This is a genomic window from Chryseobacterium sp. KCF3-3, assembly GCF_045865955.1.
Classification (GTDB): domain Bacteria; phylum Bacteroidota; class Bacteroidia; order Flavobacteriales; family Weeksellaceae; genus Chryseobacterium.
Map to the genome: position 1 here is coordinate 3,728,355 of NZ_AP035792.1, position 18,683 is coordinate 3,747,037.

17 protein-coding genes are annotated in these 18,683 nt (G+C 36.3%); 13 read left to right on the plus strand and 4 right to left on the minus strand.

Features of this window, described 5'->3' with window-relative positions; translation table 11 throughout:
• Positions 1 to 239: 239 nt before the first annotated feature.
• A complete protein-coding gene (locus tag ACKTTZ_RS16725) occupies positions 240 to 701 on the minus strand; it encodes an Lrp/AsnC family transcriptional regulator (protein WP_034696246.1) in 462 nt (153 codons plus the stop codon).
• A 240-nt stretch (positions 702 to 941) separates the two neighbouring features.
• On the opposite strand from ACKTTZ_RS16725, the gene ACKTTZ_RS16730 reads away from it, so the two are divergent.
• The 7 genes from ACKTTZ_RS16730 to ACKTTZ_RS16760 all read left to right on the plus strand — a co-directional run bounded on the left by ACKTTZ_RS16730 (position 942) and on the right by ACKTTZ_RS16760 (position 9,128).
• Positions 942 to 1,832, plus strand: coding sequence for an aspartate carbamoyltransferase catalytic subunit (locus tag ACKTTZ_RS16730; protein ID WP_034696245.1), 891 nt, complete (start codon positions 942 to 944; stop codon positions 1,830 to 1,832).
• 178 nt (positions 1,833 to 2,010) lie between these two features.
• Complete coding sequence (locus ACKTTZ_RS16735) at positions 2,011 to 3,084, plus strand: carbamoyl phosphate synthase small subunit (protein ID WP_034696244.1); 1,074 nt, start codon at positions 2,011 to 2,013, stop codon at positions 3,082 to 3,084.
• Positions 3,085 to 3,241: 157 nt separating this feature from the next.
• On the plus strand, positions 3,242 to 6,424 hold the full coding sequence (gene carB, locus ACKTTZ_RS16740; protein WP_253317822.1) for a carbamoyl-phosphate synthase large subunit: 3,183 nt from the start codon (positions 3,242 to 3,244) through the stop codon (positions 6,422 to 6,424).
• Between the two features lie 121 nt (positions 6,425 to 6,545).
• On the plus strand, positions 6,546 to 6,989 hold the full coding sequence (locus ACKTTZ_RS16745; RefSeq protein ID WP_407846060.1) for a hypothetical protein: 444 nt from the start codon (positions 6,546 to 6,548) through the stop codon (positions 6,987 to 6,989).
• Between the two features lie 9 nt (positions 6,990 to 6,998).
• A complete protein-coding gene (locus ACKTTZ_RS16750) occupies positions 6,999 to 7,457 on the plus strand; it encodes a hypothetical protein (protein ID WP_407846061.1) in 459 nt (152 codons plus the stop codon).
• Positions 7,458 to 7,586: 129 nt separating this feature from the next.
• Positions 7,587 to 8,423, plus strand: a complete 837-nt coding sequence (locus tag ACKTTZ_RS16755; protein ID WP_407846062.1) for a hypothetical protein — start codon at positions 7,587 to 7,589, stop codon at positions 8,421 to 8,423.
• 204 nt (positions 8,424 to 8,627) lie between these two features.
• On the plus strand, positions 8,628 to 9,128 hold the full coding sequence (locus ACKTTZ_RS16760) for a hypothetical protein (protein WP_034696237.1): 501 nt from the start codon (positions 8,628 to 8,630) through the stop codon (positions 9,126 to 9,128).
• Positions 9,129 to 9,432: 304 nt separating this feature from the next.
• Here the strand turns inward: ACKTTZ_RS16760 and ACKTTZ_RS16765 are convergent, their stop codons facing one another.
• Entirely contained in the window at positions 9,433 to 9,834 is a 402-nt protein-coding gene (locus ACKTTZ_RS16765) for a nuclear transport factor 2 family protein (protein ID WP_407846063.1), read from the minus strand.
• 199 nt (positions 9,835 to 10,033) lie between these two features.
• Here ACKTTZ_RS16765 and ACKTTZ_RS16770 point away from each other — a divergent pair, with 199 nt between their 5' ends.
• The 3 genes from ACKTTZ_RS16770 to ACKTTZ_RS16780 all read left to right on the plus strand — a co-directional run bounded on the left by ACKTTZ_RS16770 (position 10,034) and on the right by ACKTTZ_RS16780 (position 14,710).
• Positions 10,034 to 12,184 (plus strand): TonB-dependent siderophore receptor, encoded by a 2,151-nt coding sequence (locus tag ACKTTZ_RS16770; protein ID WP_407846064.1) that lies wholly within the window; start codon positions 10,034 to 10,036, stop codon positions 12,182 to 12,184.
• A 215-nt stretch (positions 12,185 to 12,399) separates the two neighbouring features.
• The gene (locus ACKTTZ_RS16775) at positions 12,400 to 13,674 is read left to right on the plus strand and encodes a PepSY domain-containing protein (RefSeq protein WP_253317828.1); all 1,275 of its coding nucleotides are present in this window, start codon (positions 12,400 to 12,402) and stop codon (positions 13,672 to 13,674) included.
• A complete protein-coding gene (locus ACKTTZ_RS16780) occupies positions 13,658 to 14,710 on the plus strand; it encodes an alpha/beta hydrolase (protein ID WP_407846065.1) in 1,053 nt (350 codons plus the stop codon). The genes ACKTTZ_RS16775 and ACKTTZ_RS16780 overlap by 17 nt, the downstream gene beginning before the upstream one ends.
• Before the next feature lie 250 nt (positions 14,711 to 14,960).
• Here ACKTTZ_RS16780 and ACKTTZ_RS16785 read toward each other — a convergent pair whose 3' ends face one another.
• Complete coding sequence (locus tag ACKTTZ_RS16785; RefSeq protein ID WP_407846066.1) at positions 14,961 to 15,977, minus strand: hypothetical protein; 1,017 nt, start codon at positions 15,975 to 15,977, stop codon at positions 14,961 to 14,963.
• Positions 15,978 to 16,007: 30 nt separating this feature from the next.
• Complete coding sequence (locus ACKTTZ_RS16790) at positions 16,008 to 16,862, minus strand: hypothetical protein (protein ID WP_407846067.1); 855 nt, start codon at positions 16,860 to 16,862, stop codon at positions 16,008 to 16,010.
• 69 nt (positions 16,863 to 16,931) lie between these two features.
• Between ACKTTZ_RS16790 and ACKTTZ_RS16795 the strand changes: the two genes are divergently transcribed.
• Genes ACKTTZ_RS16795 through ACKTTZ_RS16805 form a run of 3 tightly spaced genes read left to right on the plus strand, consistent with a single transcriptional unit; the run spans position 16,932 to position 18,601 of the window.
• On the plus strand, positions 16,932 to 17,450 hold the full coding sequence (locus ACKTTZ_RS16795) for a Crp/Fnr family transcriptional regulator (RefSeq protein ID WP_407846068.1): 519 nt from the start codon (positions 16,932 to 16,934) through the stop codon (positions 17,448 to 17,450).
• Between the two features lie 53 nt (positions 17,451 to 17,503).
• On the plus strand, positions 17,504 to 18,049 hold the full coding sequence (locus ACKTTZ_RS16800) for a DinB family protein (protein WP_407846069.1): 546 nt from the start codon (positions 17,504 to 17,506) through the stop codon (positions 18,047 to 18,049).
• Positions 18,050 to 18,088: 39 nt separating this feature from the next.
• Complete coding sequence (locus ACKTTZ_RS16805) at positions 18,089 to 18,601, plus strand: methylated-DNA--[protein]-cysteine S-methyltransferase (protein ID WP_407846070.1); 513 nt, start codon at positions 18,089 to 18,091, stop codon at positions 18,599 to 18,601.
• Positions 18,602 to 18,683: the final 82 nt, after the last annotated feature.

An 18,683-nucleotide genomic window follows, 5' to 3' on the forward strand; every position in this document is an offset into this window, starting at 1 on the left:
AAGTATGCTGCATAAAATTTTATCGGAGATAAAATCTTAGCGCCTTAAAGCGTAAAGTTTATAAATTTCTTTTGCGTCTTTGCGTTTTTCTAATAAAATAAAAGATCAGAAAAAAGTCTGTTGGAAAACGCAAAGGCGCAAAATGATAATGATATATATATTCTTTTCAAGAACGCAAGAAAATCAAAGATTTTCAGCAAGTAAAATAGGAATAAATAATGAGTTTAAAATAGAAGGGATTATTCCAGATCAATTTTAAACTTGGTAGATTTTTTCACCTCGTGAAGTACAATAGAACTGTGATATTGTCCGATGTTGGGAAGATTTGAAATCACACTCACGGCAAACTCATTATAGGAATTGATATCTTTTGCGATAATTTTCAGCATATAATCATATTCCCCGGAAAGGCTGGTGATTTCCTGAACTTCATCGTATTTGGAAATGTTGTCCTCAAAGGTTTCCAATACTTTTTTGGATTGTTCCTTAAGACGGACATTGCAATAAACGATGATATTCAGACCTAGTTTTTCACGGTTTAAAAGACCTACGTATTTTTCAATGATGCCCTGTTTCTCCAATTGTTTGATTCGCTCATACGTAGGAGTAAAGGTAAGACCTATCTTTTCGGAAATTTCCTTAACCGATAGTGTAGAGTCTTCCTGAATAATACTGAGAATCATTTTGTCTTTTAAATCCATAAATAAAGTTGTGTGCTAACAAAAATATTAATTTTAAATGAGAATAAGGAAAGACTGAAGTTTTTAATTTATTTTAAACATAATTTTTGTAGGTTCATAAAATTGTTGTATCTTTGCACCTAATGAATAAAAAAGCATTTATATCATTAGATTTACCGGGCGAAAGCGCCCTTTACGATATTTATTGTTATTAAGCGAAGATAGTTGTCTTCGCTTTTTTTATGCCCAAAAATTAGAATTATGTTTACGATTACAGAACTAAGCACCGAGAGAATCAACAGTATACTGACAGAAGCACTGGCTTTTGCGAATGGTAAAACTGCTAAAATTGAAGGAGAAGTTTTTTGCTCAAACCTTTTCTTCGAAGACAGTACAAGAACGAAAACAAGTTTCGATCTTGCGGAAAGAAAACTGGGACTTCAGGTAGTTCCTTTTGATGCATCACACAGTTCGGTAAACAAAGGTGAGAGTCTTTATGACACTGTAAAGACGATTGAAAGTATAGGAGTAAACCTTGTGGTGATCCGTGATAAGAAAGACAGATACTTCGAGGAACTGAAAAATATTAAAATTCCGGTGATCAACGGAGGAGACGGTACAGGAAATCACCCTTCACAGTGTATGCTGGATCTGATGACCATCTATCAGGAATTCGGAAAGTTTGAAGGACTGAAAGTGGGAATTGTAGGAGATGTAAAACACAGTCGTGTTGCCAATTCAAATGCTGAGGCATTAAGAAGACTGGGAGCAAAAGTATACTTCTCAGGACCTGAACAGTGGTTTGATGAAGGAGCCTTGATCAACGGAACATATATGTCAGTGGACGAACTAATCGCTGAAGTAGATGTTTTAATGTTGTTAAGAATCCAGCACGAAAGACATGATGCAGCAATGAGTTTCACTGCTTCAGAATACCATAAAAGATATGGTCTGACGAAAGAAAGAGAGAAGGCCATGAAAAAAGAAGCAATTGTCATGCATCCGGCTCCGATCAACAGAGGAGTGGAAATAGATTCAGATCTTGTAGAATGTGAAAGATCAAGAGTCTTTAAACAAATGGAAAACGGTGTTTTCGCCAGAATGGCCATTTTAAAAGAAGCGTTGGAAAGCAAAGGATATACCTTTAAATAAGAGCCAAGATAAAAAAGAGCCAGGTTAAAAGTAAGAAGTAAGAAGTTAAAGAGCTCCAGAGGAGCGACCTGCTAATAGCAATGGGTGAAGCCCATGAAAATAAAAGGATTTAAAAAATCCGAGCCCTGTAAGGGCGACCTGTTAATGACATATAAATAATAAGAGATAAAAGTTTAAAATGAAGAAAAAATTAATACTGGAGTCCGGTGAAGTGTTTCATGGAGAAGGTTTCGGAGCAGAATTGGAAACTGCAGGGGAAGTAGTTTTCAATACCGGAATGACAGGGTATCAGGAATTGATCTCTGACCCATCATACTGCGGTCAGATAGTTTGTATGACCTATCCGCTTATCGGAAATTATGGTATTAACCGTGATGATTATGAAAGTATCGAGCCGGCAATTAAAGGACTTATCGTAAAAGAACTTTGCGATCTTCCTTCCAACTTCCGTACTCAGATTACTTTAGATGAATTATTTAAAAAGAAAAACCTTTCAGGAATTTCAGGAATCGACACCAGAAGACTTACAAGAGTTCTTCGTAACTATGGAGTAGTAAAAGGAAAAATTGTAAACGCTGATGCTGACGAAGCTGCTGTAGCTTCTGAACTGAAAACAACAACTTTCCCAACCAATCAGGTAGAGGAGGTTTCTACAAAAACACCTTACGCTAACCCCAACAGAGGTTTCAAAGTAGTCTTAGTAGATTTCGGTGCAAAACTGGGAATTATCAGAGAATTGTCTCAAAGAAACTGTGACATTATTGTGGTTTCTCAGGATACTACAGCAGAAGAAATTCTACTCATGAATCCGGATGGAATTATGTTGTCAAACGGTCCTGGTGACCCGGAAGATGTACCACATGCGTTGGATATGATCAGAGGATTATTAGGAAAAGTTCCAATCTTCGGAATCTGTTTAGGACACCAGTTAATTGGTCTTGCTTGTGGAGCGAAAACTTTCAAACTGAAATTCGGACACAGAGGAGGAAACCACCCGGTATTGGATCTGGAGAAAAATACAGTAGCCATTACTTCTCAGAACCATGGATATGCAGTTGATCAGGAAAGTTTAAAAGGAACAGACCTTATCGAAACACACATCGCCTTGAACGACAGAACAAACGAAGGATTAAAACATAAAATCCACCCTTGTTTCTCAGTTCAGTATCACCCTGAAGCGAGCCCTGGTCCTGAAGATGCAAACTACCTGTTTGATGAGTTCATTCAAATGATGGAGGACTTTAAAAAGTAAGACACTCCAATTGTCATTCTGAAAGAAGCGAAAGCGGAATGAAGAATCTCAACAACAAAATGAGATCCTTGGGAATGACAAAGTGTGTTAATTCAATTTAAATAAAGCATAATGCTGGAAGTTTAAGTTCAAACTTTTAGTATCTAAAAAAAGAAAAATGGCAAAACGTACAGATATAAAAACAATTTTAGTAATCGGTTCAGGACCTATCATCATCGGTCAGGCAGCTGAATTTGATTACGCAGGAACGCAGGCTTGTCTGTCTTTGAAAGAAGAAGGCTACAAAGTAATTTTGATCAACTCAAACCCTGCAACGATCATGACAGATGTGGAAATCGCTGATAAAGTATACATCGAGCCGATTTCATTACAGTTTGTAAGCCACATCATCAGAAAAGAACGTCCGGATGCATTATTACCAACATTAGGTGGCCAGACAGGTCTTAACATGGCGGTAGAATTGGAAAAATCAGGAATTCTTGAAGAGTGCAAAGTGGAAGTATTGGGAACAAAGCTTTCTGCCATCAACAGAGCAGAAGACAGAGACCTTTTCCGTGAGTTGATGAGAGAATTGAACGAGCCGGTACCGGAATCTGATATTGTCAATACGGTAGAAGGAGCACTTGCTTTCGCAAATGAAATCGGGTATCCTGTAATTGTTCGTCCTGCCTTTACAATGGGTGGTACCGGAGGTGGTATCGCTTCTACAGAAGTTGAATTGAAAGAGATTGCTGAATTGGGACTGAAACACAGCCCGGTTACACAGTGTCTTATCGAAAAATCAATCGCAGGTTTCAAAGAAATTGAATACGAAGTAATGCGTGATGCAAACGACAACGCCATTGTGGTTTGTAACATGGAAAATATTGATCCGGTAGGAGTTCACACAGGAGACTCTATCGTAGTAGCACCTTCTCAGACGCTTTCAGACAGAGAGTATCAGTTGCTGAGAAATGCTTCCTTAAAAATCATCAGAGCGTTAGGAATTGAAGGTGGATGTAACGTACAGTTAGCTTTAGATCCGCATTCATTCGAATATTATATCATCGAGGTAAACCCTAGAGTTTCCCGTTCATCAGCGTTAGCAAGTAAGGCAACAGGATATCCGATTGCAAAGATTGCTGCAAAAATTGCTGTAGGATTGACGCTGGATGAAATCATGAACCCGGTAACAGGAAAAACATACGCATGTTTCGAGCCGGCTCTTGACTATGTGGTAACAAAATTCCCAAGATTCCCATTCGATAAATTCGAAACGGCAGACAGAAGACTTTCCACTCAGATGAAAGCAACTGGTGAAGTAATGGCGATCGGAAGAAACCTGGAAGAATCTTTACAGAAAGCAATCCGTTCATTAGAAACAGGAATCAAGCATTTAGGATTAAAAACAAAGCAGGCTCAGGCACTTACTGATGAGGAAATCGAAAGAAGAATCAGAGTGTGTGATGATGAGAGATTGTTCATTATCGGAGACGCTTTAAGAAGAGGATACGACTGGGAACAAATTGTAGAATGGAGTAAAATCGATAAATTTTTCATCTGGAAACTGAAAAAATTAGTTGATTTCGAAAAAGTAATCGCTGACAACAAATTTGATAAAGAAACACTAATTGAAGCTAAGAGATTAGGTTTTGCAGACATCAACATCGCGGTTCTTTGGGATGTAAAAGAGCGTGAGGTTTTCAACTTCAGAAAAGAAAACGGAATCATGCCGGTTTACAAAATGGTAGACACTTGTGCTGCTGAGTTTGAAAGTGAAACGCCTTACTTCTACGGAACTTACGAAGAAGAGAACGAAAGCGTTGTTTCAGACAAAGAAAAAATCATCGTACTAGGTTCCGGACCTATCAGAATCGGACAGGGAGTTGAGTTTGATTATGCAACCGTTCACTCAGTATGGGCGATCAAAGAAATGGGTTACGAAGCGATTATCATCAATAATAACCCGGAAACAGTTTCTACAGACTTCTCTATCTCAGACAAACTATACTTCGAGCCACTTACAGAAGAAGATGTAATGAACATCATCGAGCTTGAAAAACCAAAAGGAGTAGTAGTACAGTTCGGAGGGCAGACTGCGATTAACCTTGCAGATAAATTAGCCTCTCACGGAGTACAGATCTTAGGAACTTCACTGGAAGACCTTGACAGAGCTGAAAACAGAGATAAATTTGAAAAAGCACTTCAGGAGCTTGGAATTCCTCAGCCAAAAGGAAGAACTTCAACTTCGAAAGAAGAAGCTATCGAAATTGCCAACGAAATCGGATATCCGGTATTGGTGCGTCCAAGCTACGTTCTTGGAGGTAGAGCGATGGAAATTGTATACGCAGAAGCAGAACTGGCTCACTACATGGAAAATGCGGTAGAAGCAAGCCCTGAGCACCCAGTATTGGTAGACAAATACATGGTAGGAAAGGAGATTGAAGTGGATGCCATCTGTGACGGTGAAACAGTAGTGATCCCAGGAATTATGGAGCACATCGAAAGAGCAGGAGTTCACTCCGGAGACTCAATCGCAGTGTATCCGCCACAAAATATCTCTCAGAGCGAGATTGATACTTTAGTAGATTATACGAAGAGACTGGCAAAAGGACTTAATGTTATCGGATTAATGAACATCCAGTACGTTCTTTTCGAAGGAAATGTATATGTAATCGAAGTAAACCCTCGTTCTTCTAGAACAGTTCCTTTCTTATCTAAAATCACAGAAGTTCCGATGGCGAACCTTGCAACAAAGGCAATCTTAGGACAAAAACTGAAAGATTTAGGTTACGAAAACGGATTGGTTCCAAACAAAGAAGGAGTATTTGTAAAAGTACCGGTATTCTCTTTCTCTAAACTAACGAAAGTGGATATCTCTTTAGGCCCGGAAATGAAGTCTACAGGAGAAGTTATGGGGAAAGATACAACCCTTGAAAAAGCACTTTACAAAGGGTTGGTAGCAGCGGGAAGAAAAGTTCCTATGCACGGATCTATCCTGTTTACGGTAGCAGATAAGCATAAAGATGAGGCAGCAGCTCTTGCAGCAAGATTCCATGAAGTAGGATTCAGAATCTGGGCTACAGAAGGTACTGCGAAGTTCTTCGAAGAAAAAGGAATCCCTTGCAAAATCGGATACAAAATCGGAGAAGAAAGTGTAAATCTTATCGACCTGATTCAGAAAGGAAAAGTTCAGTATGTTGTAAATACCACTACAAAAGGTAAGCAGGCAGAAAGAGACGGATTCCAGATCAGAAGAATGAGTGTGGAAAACGGTGTTCCTTGTTTAACTTCAATGGATACAGTAGAAGCAATCCTAAAAGTAATCGAAAGCATGAGCTTCAAAATGGAGACGATGTAATTTCGGACTAGAATAAATATTAAAATCCCACAAGTTATCTTGTGGGATTTTTTTATCAATTAATCCAGAAAAAATAAAGGATTCTGTTTACTTTTGCAAAAGCCATTTAAACTCCAGTACAATGAATATAAAATCAATTACGATAGGATTTCTATGTTGTATTTTCGTAGCAGTGCTTTCAGGATGTTCCTGGATAACTGATTTCTATATTCAAAACCTGACTGACTCCAAAAAAATAATTAAGATCAATTACAGTTATCCCATCTCAAAAGCAATTGATAATGAAGCCGACAGCTTTGCATTTAATTATGAACATGGAATACTTTCGTCCAGGGCTTTTTATAAAGTCAAAAACCCAAAGTCTCTTGAAAAAGTAGAAGTGAAAGATTCTTCCATTGTTCTTGAGCTTTATCCAAATTCAACAACAAAAATTTACAAAAGCCATAATGGAAGCTGGAGATATAGGATTAAGAGTGTTGAGATTAATGGAACCATTTTTTATCCTTCAGAATTAATAAATAAAAACAGATATATCAGTAAGGATTATGTTTATAAAATTAATTAAAAGTTTACTATGAATTTTTATTTGAAAATACAAGGGGCTTTTCTAAAAAGCGTAATAGCGTTTATACTTATTATTGGTTTTCAGGCCAAAGCTCAAAAATCCCAGTTTAATATTGTGGGAAACTGGGAATCTATTGATTACTGGAAGAGTAAAGGCAAAGCAGGCTTTACAAAAGATGGATATCTATCCATTACAATTAATGGGGAAGAAATTGACGGCAAGAATTTTATCATCCACGGAGGTCCTAATAATGGACAAAAGGGAGAACTAAAATATAAAATTGATATGGATAAAACACCAATTGAGATTGATTTTATTGCAATAAAAGATAATCAGGAAAAAGGAAGACTGCTAGGAATTATCGTTCCGGTTAACGATTCAAAATTCCTTATGCTGATCAACATGAATGGGAAACGGCCTGAAAGTATAGATCATGACGAAACAATGACACTTACAAAGATTGAATAAAATTGATGTGAAAACAATTTAAACCTCATAGATTTCAGAAATCTATGAGGTTTTTTGCTTTAAAACAGGAGTCTTTCATTATTTTTATTCGATACATTTGTCCTTATTGAAATTAACAACCAATGAAGAATGGATAAGAAAGCAATACAAATTTTACTCAACACCATAAAAACTTCCCAGAACGAAAGTGTAAGGGATTGGTTTTATTGGGAAACCTATATGCAGTATATCTCTGAAGATGATTTTGAGTATGCAAAGAAGCAGTCTGTAATGTATGATCAGGAAGAGATAAGTCATGATGAAATTTGCAGAAGAATTAAAAGGGCTGTGGCTGGTATTGAAAAGCAGAAAGTGGTAGATGCTTTTATTTATAGCTTAAGCACCAGACAATTAGAGTATCGCTCATTTTTATCCAGCTATTGCATTGCAAAAAATCTGGAAGAGCATAGCTTTACCCCAAGTCCGGAACCTAATGAAAACATCTGTGCGGTGTGTGGGCTTCATACTTATGAATTTGAAGATCCTGTCGAATTCAATACCATCAATTATTTCAAATACAAAGACGGATGCTGTTTTGATAATTTAATCCAGATTTTATTTGATCTGGAACAATTTCCAAAACTTCCGGTTGTTAAACCCAATGAAAATGACTACAAGATTCTCAATGAACTAAAAGGAATCATTGAAACATCAGAACCCAACGACAGAATTTCTCAACTTAAAAAGAAGATTTCCAAAATAATAAAATCAAACGATGAAGAACGGTTAGGATTGTTAGAAATATTGGGAGTGATCGGAATTTTACATGATGATGTCCATTTTGGGTATGCAGATCAATACGTTACCTATCCGGAAAGAGAGCACAGACCCATTAGGAATGATGATGTTGGCTATCCCGCAAGATGGTGGCAGGGAAAATTTGGAATTGATGATGAGAAGTGGAAGTATTGGTTTGAAGACAATTAAGTAATTGTTTATCATATTATCCTACATTTAAAAGCAAATTTTCAATACAAAAAACAGGGTTAAAATGAATTCAGGAGCGTTTTTACCATATCAAATTAAAATTACATGATGTTTACCGAATTATTTATAAATTAGAGCGTTAAAATTCAAGCTGTTATTATTATTTAAAAACTAATAGAATTTCCACCAAATCAAAATATAACCATGGCAGAATATTACGCAAAATCAAGCAATTCTTTATCTTTTGAAGTTACAAGAGAAGAAAGATTAATTGGAAAACTTACTTATACAAGCTGGTTTAAATTTAATGCTGTTATTGAAATTGCTGATGGACAAACCTATCAGGTGGAGCCAAAAGGTTTTTGGGGAACTACGATTGAGCTTAAAGATCATGAAAGAGTGCTTCTGAAATTCAGGATGAACTGGAACGGAGAAATTGTAGTGCAGACCTATTTTGACGGAATTAAAAATGGTTATCTTTTTAAACACAGAGGGATTTTTAAAGAATCATTTGTCCTTACAGATCAGGACGGCGTTGAGCTGATGATCATAAAACCCCATCTGAAATGGACTTCCATGAATTACGAATACCAGATTACCACCTCTGATGCCTTTGAAACCTTCCCCGAAAAAGAAATCGTTTTAATTAATGCACTGCATTGCGCCAATTATTATATGTCGATGATGGCTGCTGCTGTTATATAAAAAATAATTTTAGATTTTAATAGCGATGTCATTCTGACACAGAATGAAATTCTGCGAATATTGTTCAAAGAATCTCATTAATAATGAACTTGTTTAAACTTTTTTGAAACATTAAGATTGTATTAAGGTATTGAGAGTATTAAGATAAGCTTCGCTTTAAGCTTAAAAATCAGAATGATTTATCTTAACTTAATGATGCTTTACTGCTTAAATCCTTCTTAATGGTTTAAGAAATATCCAATATTTTTGATAAGTTTAAACAACTCCAATGTATGTTGTTACCAATAAGATAAATAGTCTTTACCTACTTTTCCAAAGCCTTTGAAACAGCCAAACTATCTTCCAGCAATCTGTAGCGTGTAATTTTATTATTTTGAATACGCATCTGAATACAGAATAAAGACTCTACAATTTTGCCTGTTTCAAGCATTTTCGTTACAAATTCTCCTGTAATCACGGCATTTTCATCATCGGTAAAAATATGATCAATTTTTGCAGAAACAGGTTCTGTATTTTTCCATAGCAGTTCAAAAAATTCGGCGACTTCCTGTTTATTATTTCTTACTCCCAACCAGGGTGCTTTTTGTTCATCTCCAGGTATATACCAGTCTACGGTGTCAGAAAAAAGATTAGTTAATTCTGTCAAATTTCTTTCCGACATAAACTGTAGAAATTGCTGGGTGGTTTCTTGGATGTTGCTGTTCATTTCTTGAAAATTATAATCAATAATTAACTTTGTATAGAGTGATGAAGATAAGAAAAATTCATATTCTAATTGTTGTTTATTTTCATAAAATCCTTTATTGATCGGTTATTTCATTAAGGAAGTTTTATGATTTGTATCATGTTTTTATTTAGAATTAATAAAAATAAGATAATTTTGCAGAACTAACTTAATTATAAACATGAAAAAAACTATTATTTCTGCAGCTCTATTAGCCGTAACAATGCTGAGTGCCCAGGAAACGGATACCATCAAAGTGGCTGAAATCCAGTCCGTATCCCTTCAGGGAACTCACAATTACAGAACCAAAAAATCTGAATCCATCGCAAGACTTCCTCTTGAAAATCTTGAAAATCCTACCGTTTACAACTTTGTACCCAAAGAAATCATCAGTGAAATGGGAGCAATGGACTTTAACACAGCCATGGCTTCTGCTCCAGGAGTGGTGGTAAGCAACAGTGTCAACGACAGCGGGAATGACATTTTCATGAGAGGTTTTAGCTCCAATGCCAGTTTCAGAAACGGGTTGATTCAAAACCCAAGAGTTCAGTCCGAGATCGCTAATATCGAGAGAGTAGAATTAATAAAAGGCCCATCCGGAACTTTATTTGGAGGGACATTAGCCAACTATGGCGGTGTGGTGAATATCGTTACGAAAAAACCACAGGAAAACTTCGGAGGAATTATCAATTATACCACCGGAAGCTGGGGAATGAACAGAATCACTGCAGATGTGAATACCCCTTTGAACAAAGAAAAAACGGCATTGGCAAGATTCAATGTCGCTGCCTATTCTCAGGATTCTTTCCAGGATGCAGGCTACAACAAAGGATTATTTTTCTCAGGAAGTGTTTTGTATAAAGTAAGCGACAAAACCACGGTGACACTTGATACAGAGTTCCATGCTCCGGACAAAACATTGAATGCTTATGTAAGAAACTCAGAGAAATTAACCTTACACTCAATGAAAGATCTGGAAGTCGCTTACAAAAGAGCATTTACCAGTAATGATATCGGGTCCAAAAGAACCAATTTTGTGACAATGGCTGAGGTAACTCATAAATTCAATGATCAGTGGACTTCAAGAACATCTTATCAAAGAGGGGAAGCTAATGAAAATGAGTCGATCTTTTTAGTGCTGAGATATCTGAATAACAATCAGGTAGAAAGAATGATCCGTCCTTTCGACAGCTTTAAAGTAACCACAGACAATATTCAACAGAATTTTACAGGAGATTTTAAAATAGGCGGCTTAAGAAACCGATTGGTAGTGGGAATAGATTACTTCCAGCAAAGAACAAAATATCAGTTCCCTTACTATGAAGCCAATGGATACAGTAATGTTTTCATGCCTTATGACAAAGTAACTTTGGACAGTTCTTCAGCATGGGATCCTATCTCAAGGAATAAATTCATGAATAAGGAGAGAAAATCCACAGAATCTGATATCACAACATTCAGAACGATCAGTGGTTATATCTCCAATGTTTTAAATATTACAGATAATTTACTGGTGATGGCCAGTTTAAGAGTAGACAGCTATAAAAATGACGACACGGTGGTAAACGGTGTTGAAATTTCTACGAAAAACGGATATCCTGAAAATAAAGTTACAGGGTACAGTCAGACCCAATTTTCACCAAAGTTTGGATTGGTGTATGAAATAGTAAAAGAACAGATTTCATTCTTTGCCAATTATGTGAATGGTTTTAAAAACTATGCGCCATCTTTGAATGAAGTGGGTGTCCTGACAAAATGGGATCCTGAGCAGGGAAATCAGATTGAAACAGGTTTCAAAGTAGATCTTTTTCATAAAAAATTACTGACAACCGTGAGCTATTATAATATTAATGTTAAAAACAGGCTGGTTGCAGATCCGGGCGGAATAGGAAGTATTCAGGATGGTAATATCAAAAGTCAGGGACTGGAAATAGGTATCATTGCCAACCCTTTTAAAGGATGGAATATCATTGCCGGATATGGATATAACGATAATAAATATGATGACCGAAGCAAAGATAGTGGAAAAAGAATCGCCTGGACTCCAAAACATGTAGCTAATCTATGGACAAGTTACAAAATCATGGATGGAGCTTATGAAGGACTTGGTTTCGGAGCTGGATTTAATTTCGTAGATCAAACTTATATCAATATTACCAATCATTTCCTTGCTCCGTCTTATACTACTGTAGGTGCTACCATTTTCTATGACAAGAAAAAATACAGAATCGGTCTGAAAATGAATAATGCTCTGAATGAAAACTATTGGAACTTCTACGGACAACCACAGAAGCCAAGAGAAATCCTTGCCAATTTTGCATTCAAATTTTAATACCTAAAAACAAAAATAATCTCAAAAAAATATAAGGATGAAAACCGCAAAGGTGCAACACTTTGATTTATAATACTCACTATTTCTGAAGCCTTCAAATATGCTAAAGTAAACGGCAGCAGAAATAACTCTTTTCACTTTACAAACACGCCATTATAAATACAATTGCGCCTTTGCATTTTCTACACTTACATTTTAATTGGATGAAAACAGATATGGAAAATAAAAAAACGAATCCTAAAAAAAAGCAGGGGAAATCCCTTACCAAAAGGATCACCGGTTGGTTACATCTCTGGCTCGGGCTGGTTTCCGGAATCATTGTGCTTACTGTTACTCTTTCGGGAACTGTATTTGTCTTTTGTGACGAAATCATTGATCTGTGCGGGGGAAGTGCTAAATACGTCAATGCTCCGGCTCATACAAAAAAGATGACCCCTGAAGCGTTACTTGCTCAGTTTCATCAACAGGTTCCGGACAGAAAAGCGTTCTATTTTGATACTTATAAAGGTGCTGACAGAAGTTTCAGAGTAGCTTCAGCCACCAAACCGCCTAAAGATAAAAATGCAGATAAAGCAGAGAAACCAAAGAAAAAAGGGCGTGGCCCGCGAGGTGTATTTGCTTATCATTATCTCAACCCTTACACCGGGAAAGTAATCGGTTCTACAAAAAGCTATGAGTTTTTCTATGTTGTAGCCCATATTCATGCACAGCTACTGGCAGGAAAGTTCGGGAAAACAGTAGTCGGTGTTGCTTCCATCATATTTTTTGTTCAGCTTATCGGTGGACTGATTCTCTGGTGGCCAAAAAAATGGAACAAAACAACAAGAACAACAGCTTTTAAAATCAAATCCGGAACAAAATGGCGCAGGAAAAACTACGACTTTCATAATGTTTTTGGGTTTTATTCATTACTTCCGGCCGTATTTATTACTATTACAGGATTGATTATGGCCTATGAGGTTTTAACCAATCTTACCCAACAGGCTTTCGGAGGAGCTGTAGATGCCCATACTATTGCGGAAAAATATGAACCTAAGTTTGATCCGGAAAAGAAAGCTTTGACTTATACTGATTTTGTAGACAGAAAGTTTAATGAGTTTCCTGATGCAAAACAGTTCAGAATGAGTATTCCCAGAAATGATTCCGCAACGGTATACCATGTTGGAGTCGCTCAGTTTATCGGATTGAAAAGCCTTATCAACGGAAAAAGTATGGAAACCAATAAATACACCGGAAAAGAGATAGATTATCCTAAAGAAGTTCAGATGCATGAAGTGATAGAACATATGAATTTTGATCTTCACGTAGGCTACTGGGGCGGAATGTTCGGTAAAATATTCACATTCATTATCGGAATTATCTGTACCAGTCTCCCGATTACCGGATTTCTGATCTGGTGGGGAAGAAGAAACAAATCACCCAAAAAGAATAAAGAAATTAAAAACATTCATCAACACAGAAAAGATTCACACCATGAACAATTGGTTTAAAATTATATACATTCCTGTATTTTTACTGTTTACATTGGGGAAATCCCAGGAAAAACTAACGATAGGAGAGAAGCAAAACGTATTTTCAAAAGTTCTCAATGAAAACAGAGAAATCTGGGTTCATCTGCCCAAAACTTATAACGACAATACCATCAATCCTGCAAAATATCCTGTCATCTATCTTTTGGACGGAGAAATCAATTTTGAATATTATACAGGATTAACGGATTTCATTGCCAGAACACCCTATGCCGATATTCCGGAATGTATTGTTGTCGGAATTAAAAACACAGAAAGAACAAGAGATCTTACCCCGACAAAGTCTGAAAAGAAAAGTCCCGTAAATCCTTCTCTTACACTTTTTGCAGATAGCGGAGGTGGTGAAAACTTCGTGAAATTCATTCAGGAAGAGCTGAAACCATTTATCAGCAAAAACTACAGGACTCAGGATTATTCTGTGTTGGTAGGGCACTCTTTCGGAGGATTATTTGCCATCAATACCTTCCTTTTACATCCTGATTATTTTAATGCTTATGTTGCGAATGATCCTAGTTTATGGTGGGATCATAAAGTGACTATTTCCAGAACGAAAGATTATCTGGAAAAAAATAAGAACTTTCCTGAAAAAAAATCATTGTATGTTTCCCAGGCAGATAATGAAGAACAGCAGAAAAACTGGAATTCTGATATGACACAGGCTATTGAAGAGTTTAAAGGAATTATAGAAAAGAACGGTTCTTTGAACTATAAACATCGCTTTTTTGAAGGAGAAACCCACGGAACGGTTTCTTATCCCGGAAATTATGAGGCTTTGAAATTTATATTCAAAGGATTCAGAACGGATATAAAACAATTGGCTAAAAATCCCAAACTGCTTGAAGAAGATTATAAACAGTTTTCTGAAAAAATGGGAACAAATTTTATTCCTTCAGAAACTTATCTGAATGTAGTTATCAAATTCATGAAGAGTAACGGCTTCAAAGATTCCGAAACTTATTTTATGAATCTGAAAGACAAATATTATTCTAAGAAATAATACGCTGAAAAAGAAACTGTCTCAAAAGTCAAACAATTAGGCTTTTGAGACAGTTTCTTTTTTATATATACTAATTTTAAAATTAGGTTTTGGCTAAAGCCAATGGAATTGCTGATATAATAAAAAACGGGCTAAAGCCCGTTCCTATTGAATGTTTCTCTCGCAGATTTTGCTGATTGAGCAGATTTATTCTCAAAGATTATCCGCACAGTTTGTCATTCCATAGGAATCCATGCAGATTCTTTTCAGGTTAATGCCTGTTATCACAATTAATCGGGAAATCCTTCTCCTTTTGATCTGAAAAACTGATGGAAGGACAGCCAAAAGACTGCGCCATGAACCCAAAAATAACAGGAGGTTTCCCTTTGAAAAGATGGCCTGTCCATTGGGAGATATTGGCTTCATCAGCATCTATTCCATAAAGAGGCATAAATTCTCCTCCATCACTTCCTGTAAGACTGAATGTCTTTTCCGCAATTTTTTCTTTACGATCATTGATTACTACAAGTTTGCGCTCTGTGATATTTCCTTCTTCAAGATAATCCTGCAGATAATAGGTTAGATTTTCATATTGTGACTGATAAGTTTTTCCCAGAGCCAGTTTTGAGTGAGAAAAGTATTTTTTTGAAATATCAGCACCGGTTTTTTGCCATTTTACTGCTTTCATTTTATTGTCTACAAACGGATTTTTATTCCCAAAATAGGCGATGGCATTATTGTATCGGTCGTAGTCTGTGGTTTTTTGGTGAGTGGCTACCTGAAACCCCATCATATAAGAATCCGGATCTAAATCTTCACTGTCTGTATAAGGACTTAGATAAGCGACTGCCTTTAATTGGCCGACTGGCATTTTTTGAAGTTGGTTAGAACCATACTCATAAATATATAAAGAATCATTTTCCGTGAGCTGAATTCCGTTAAGAAGTTTTTTTCTGCTGGAAGCATCCAGTTCAAAATGCTGACGTTCTTCGAAAGACATCTGTTTATGATTTTTAACAATTTCTGCAGGTATCGGTTGCTCTCCTTTGTAGATATCTGAAACAGAAATGAAAATATCCATATCAGAATCTTTTTCTGCGGATGAAATAACAGACAGACTGAATATATTAAAGTTGGTGTAATCTATTTTCTCTTCAGTTTTTACTGTTTTTATAGTATCATTCGTAATTTTTGTTTCTGTGGTAACCGTTTTCTTCTCTTCTTTTTGACAGCTCACAATAACCAGTTGAAAACATATAAGTGCTGCTACAGTTTTAATCTTTATCATCTTTCTTAATAGTAAAGAGTTATTAATATTTTAATTCATTTTGTAATAAGGTTCTGAAAAATATTTGCTGGGTTTAATGTAAGCCATTTTCCTTTCTGCGTCAAAGATCCAGATAAACCTTCGGAGCATATCAGCACCGATATAACTTACATTTTGTGTTTTCAGTTCGCCGGAGAAAAATCCTACAGAAACATCTTTAAACACGCTGTTTCCCAACTTGAAATAGGGTAGAACGGCTTGCTTGGTAGTTAAAGTTTTCCCTTCAGAATTTTTCAGTGTTTTCTCTCCTGTTACCTTCAGCTTTTTATCCAGATGCTTTTCTTCAGCGAATTCGTTGCTGTAAAGAACTGCTCCCGAAAATCCGGATTGCAGTACAAAATAAGCTTCCTGCTGTTGATCGCCATCAATAATATTATCTGCCGCAAGATAAAACCCATCATGGTCTAAGATGATATTGACAGGCTGATAGCCTTTCAGATCAGGCATTGTATTGTACATTACAAATTGATTGTCGTCGTAATCAATTTTAAATACTTTCCCTTCAAAAATTCCGGTTCCTATCTTTCCGTCTGCTTCATGCCCGGTTAATTGATTATCAAAAAAGCGCACATTTTTCTGAGTGATTTTCCCGATTTCTATAATATTATGATCACTGATTTCGTCTTTGTTAAAAATAATATGATCCGCTTTCCGCTTTCGTTCGGGGGAAATTGAACAATCCTTCATCGCGATCTGGAACATCAGATCCAGTGAATCTTTCTTGTTGACGAGGGTTTTCACAATGATATTATTGTGTTTTGTAATCCGGAAGGGAATAGTCTGCTGCGCTTTCATACCATAAAATCCGGCCGAAAGCAGTATAAAAAGTACTGTTCTTTTGAGCATTATCAGTGATTAGTGTTTTAAAACTTTAAAATTACCTATTATCTTTGGAAAAGCAAATAATAAAATGAAATGGTTGAAAAGTTGCTTCAGAGTGGAATTCATTGGGAAAAGAAAGAATTCAAACGAAATGAGTTCCTGAAGATCCCGGGCAGTACAGATACCTCTATTTATTTTATTGAAAACGGAAGTGTCCGCATTTTTATGATGGATGAAGATGAAGAGAGAATCATTCGTTTCGGGTACACAGGGAATATCATTGTCAGCCTGGATTCCTTCTTATCCGGAAAACCTTCAGATCTTTATATTCAGGCGATTAGGAAAACAACAGTAAGAATAGCTTCAAAAAAGGATTTTTATGAGTTTATACAATCCAGTGAAGAACATCTGAAATTTTGGATGGATATTCTGGAAGATCTGGTATTGCAGCAGCTCGAAAGAGAAAAAGATTTACTCATCAATGCTCCGGGAGAACGCTTTGAAAGAGTTTTAAAACGGAGTCCGAAGCTGTTTCAGGAAGTTCCCAATAAATACATTGCCAATTACCTGAGAATGTCACCGGAAACTTTGTCAAGGCTCAAAAAATCTTGAGCTCAATCAAGATTTAAGAAAAATCTGATGATGATATTTGCATAAAAAACATCATGAAAATTTCAGCTTCAGCCTTATTAAATGAATTAAAGGACAGAACCAGCCAGCATTTAGAATATGCGCGGATCCTCACCCTAAAAACAGAAGAAGAGCTGAACTTCAGAACTTCACAGGATAGCTGGAGTACATTGGAATGTCTGGAACATCTCAATCGCTACGGAGATTTTTATATTTCTGAAATCACCAATAGAATAACAGCTTCCAAAACCTCCACAAAAGATATCTTTAAACCAGGGATTCTCGGGAATTATTTTGCTAAAAGCATGCTTCCCAAAGAAAAAATGAATAAGATGAAAACGCTTAAAACAATGAATCCTATCCACAGTAATCTTGATAAAAATGTAGTGGATACATTCATAAAACATCAGAAAAAAATGCTTGAATTATTGGAAGATGCACAAAAAGTTGATCTGGAAAAGACAAAAACGAATATAAGCATTTCAAAACTGATCAAACTAAAGCTGGGAGATACCTTTCGTTTTGTGATTTATCATAATGCAAGGCATATTGGGCAGATAAAAAGAATTTTACTTCATTAAAAAGAAGATATGATTTCCAAAAAGCTTAATTTTAAACTAATGGAAATTATACACCAAAAAAACATATCAACCCCATTGGGAGAAATGATTGCCTGTGCCATAGACCAGGGAATCTGTCTGCTTGAATTTACAGACCGGAAAAATATTGAAAAACAGCTGAAGGCTTTGTCAAAGATTTTGAAAGCTGAAGTTGTAGAGAAAGAACATCCTCATTTCAAGCAGCTGGAAGAAGAACTGAAAGAATATTTTGAAGGAAAAAGAAGTCATTTTGAAGTTCCATTGTTTACCACAGGAACAGAGTTTCAGGAAAAAGTCTGGCAGCTTCTCCGTGAAATTCCGATGGGAGAAATAAGAACGTACAAGCAGCAGTCTGAAATATTAGGAAATCCAAAGGCGATACGTGCCGTAGGAACAGCCAACGGCATCAATAAAATTGCTATTTTAATTCCCTGTCATCGGGTGATCGGCTCAAACGGTGAATTGGTTGGATATGCCGGAGGTATCTGGAGAAAACAAAAACTGCTGGAGCTTGAAAAGGCAATCTTATTTTAAAACCAAAATTTACATTCAGAGAATTATAAAAAATAGATGTTCATTTTTCGGTTGTAGAGCAGGTAGTAATCTTTCTATTTTT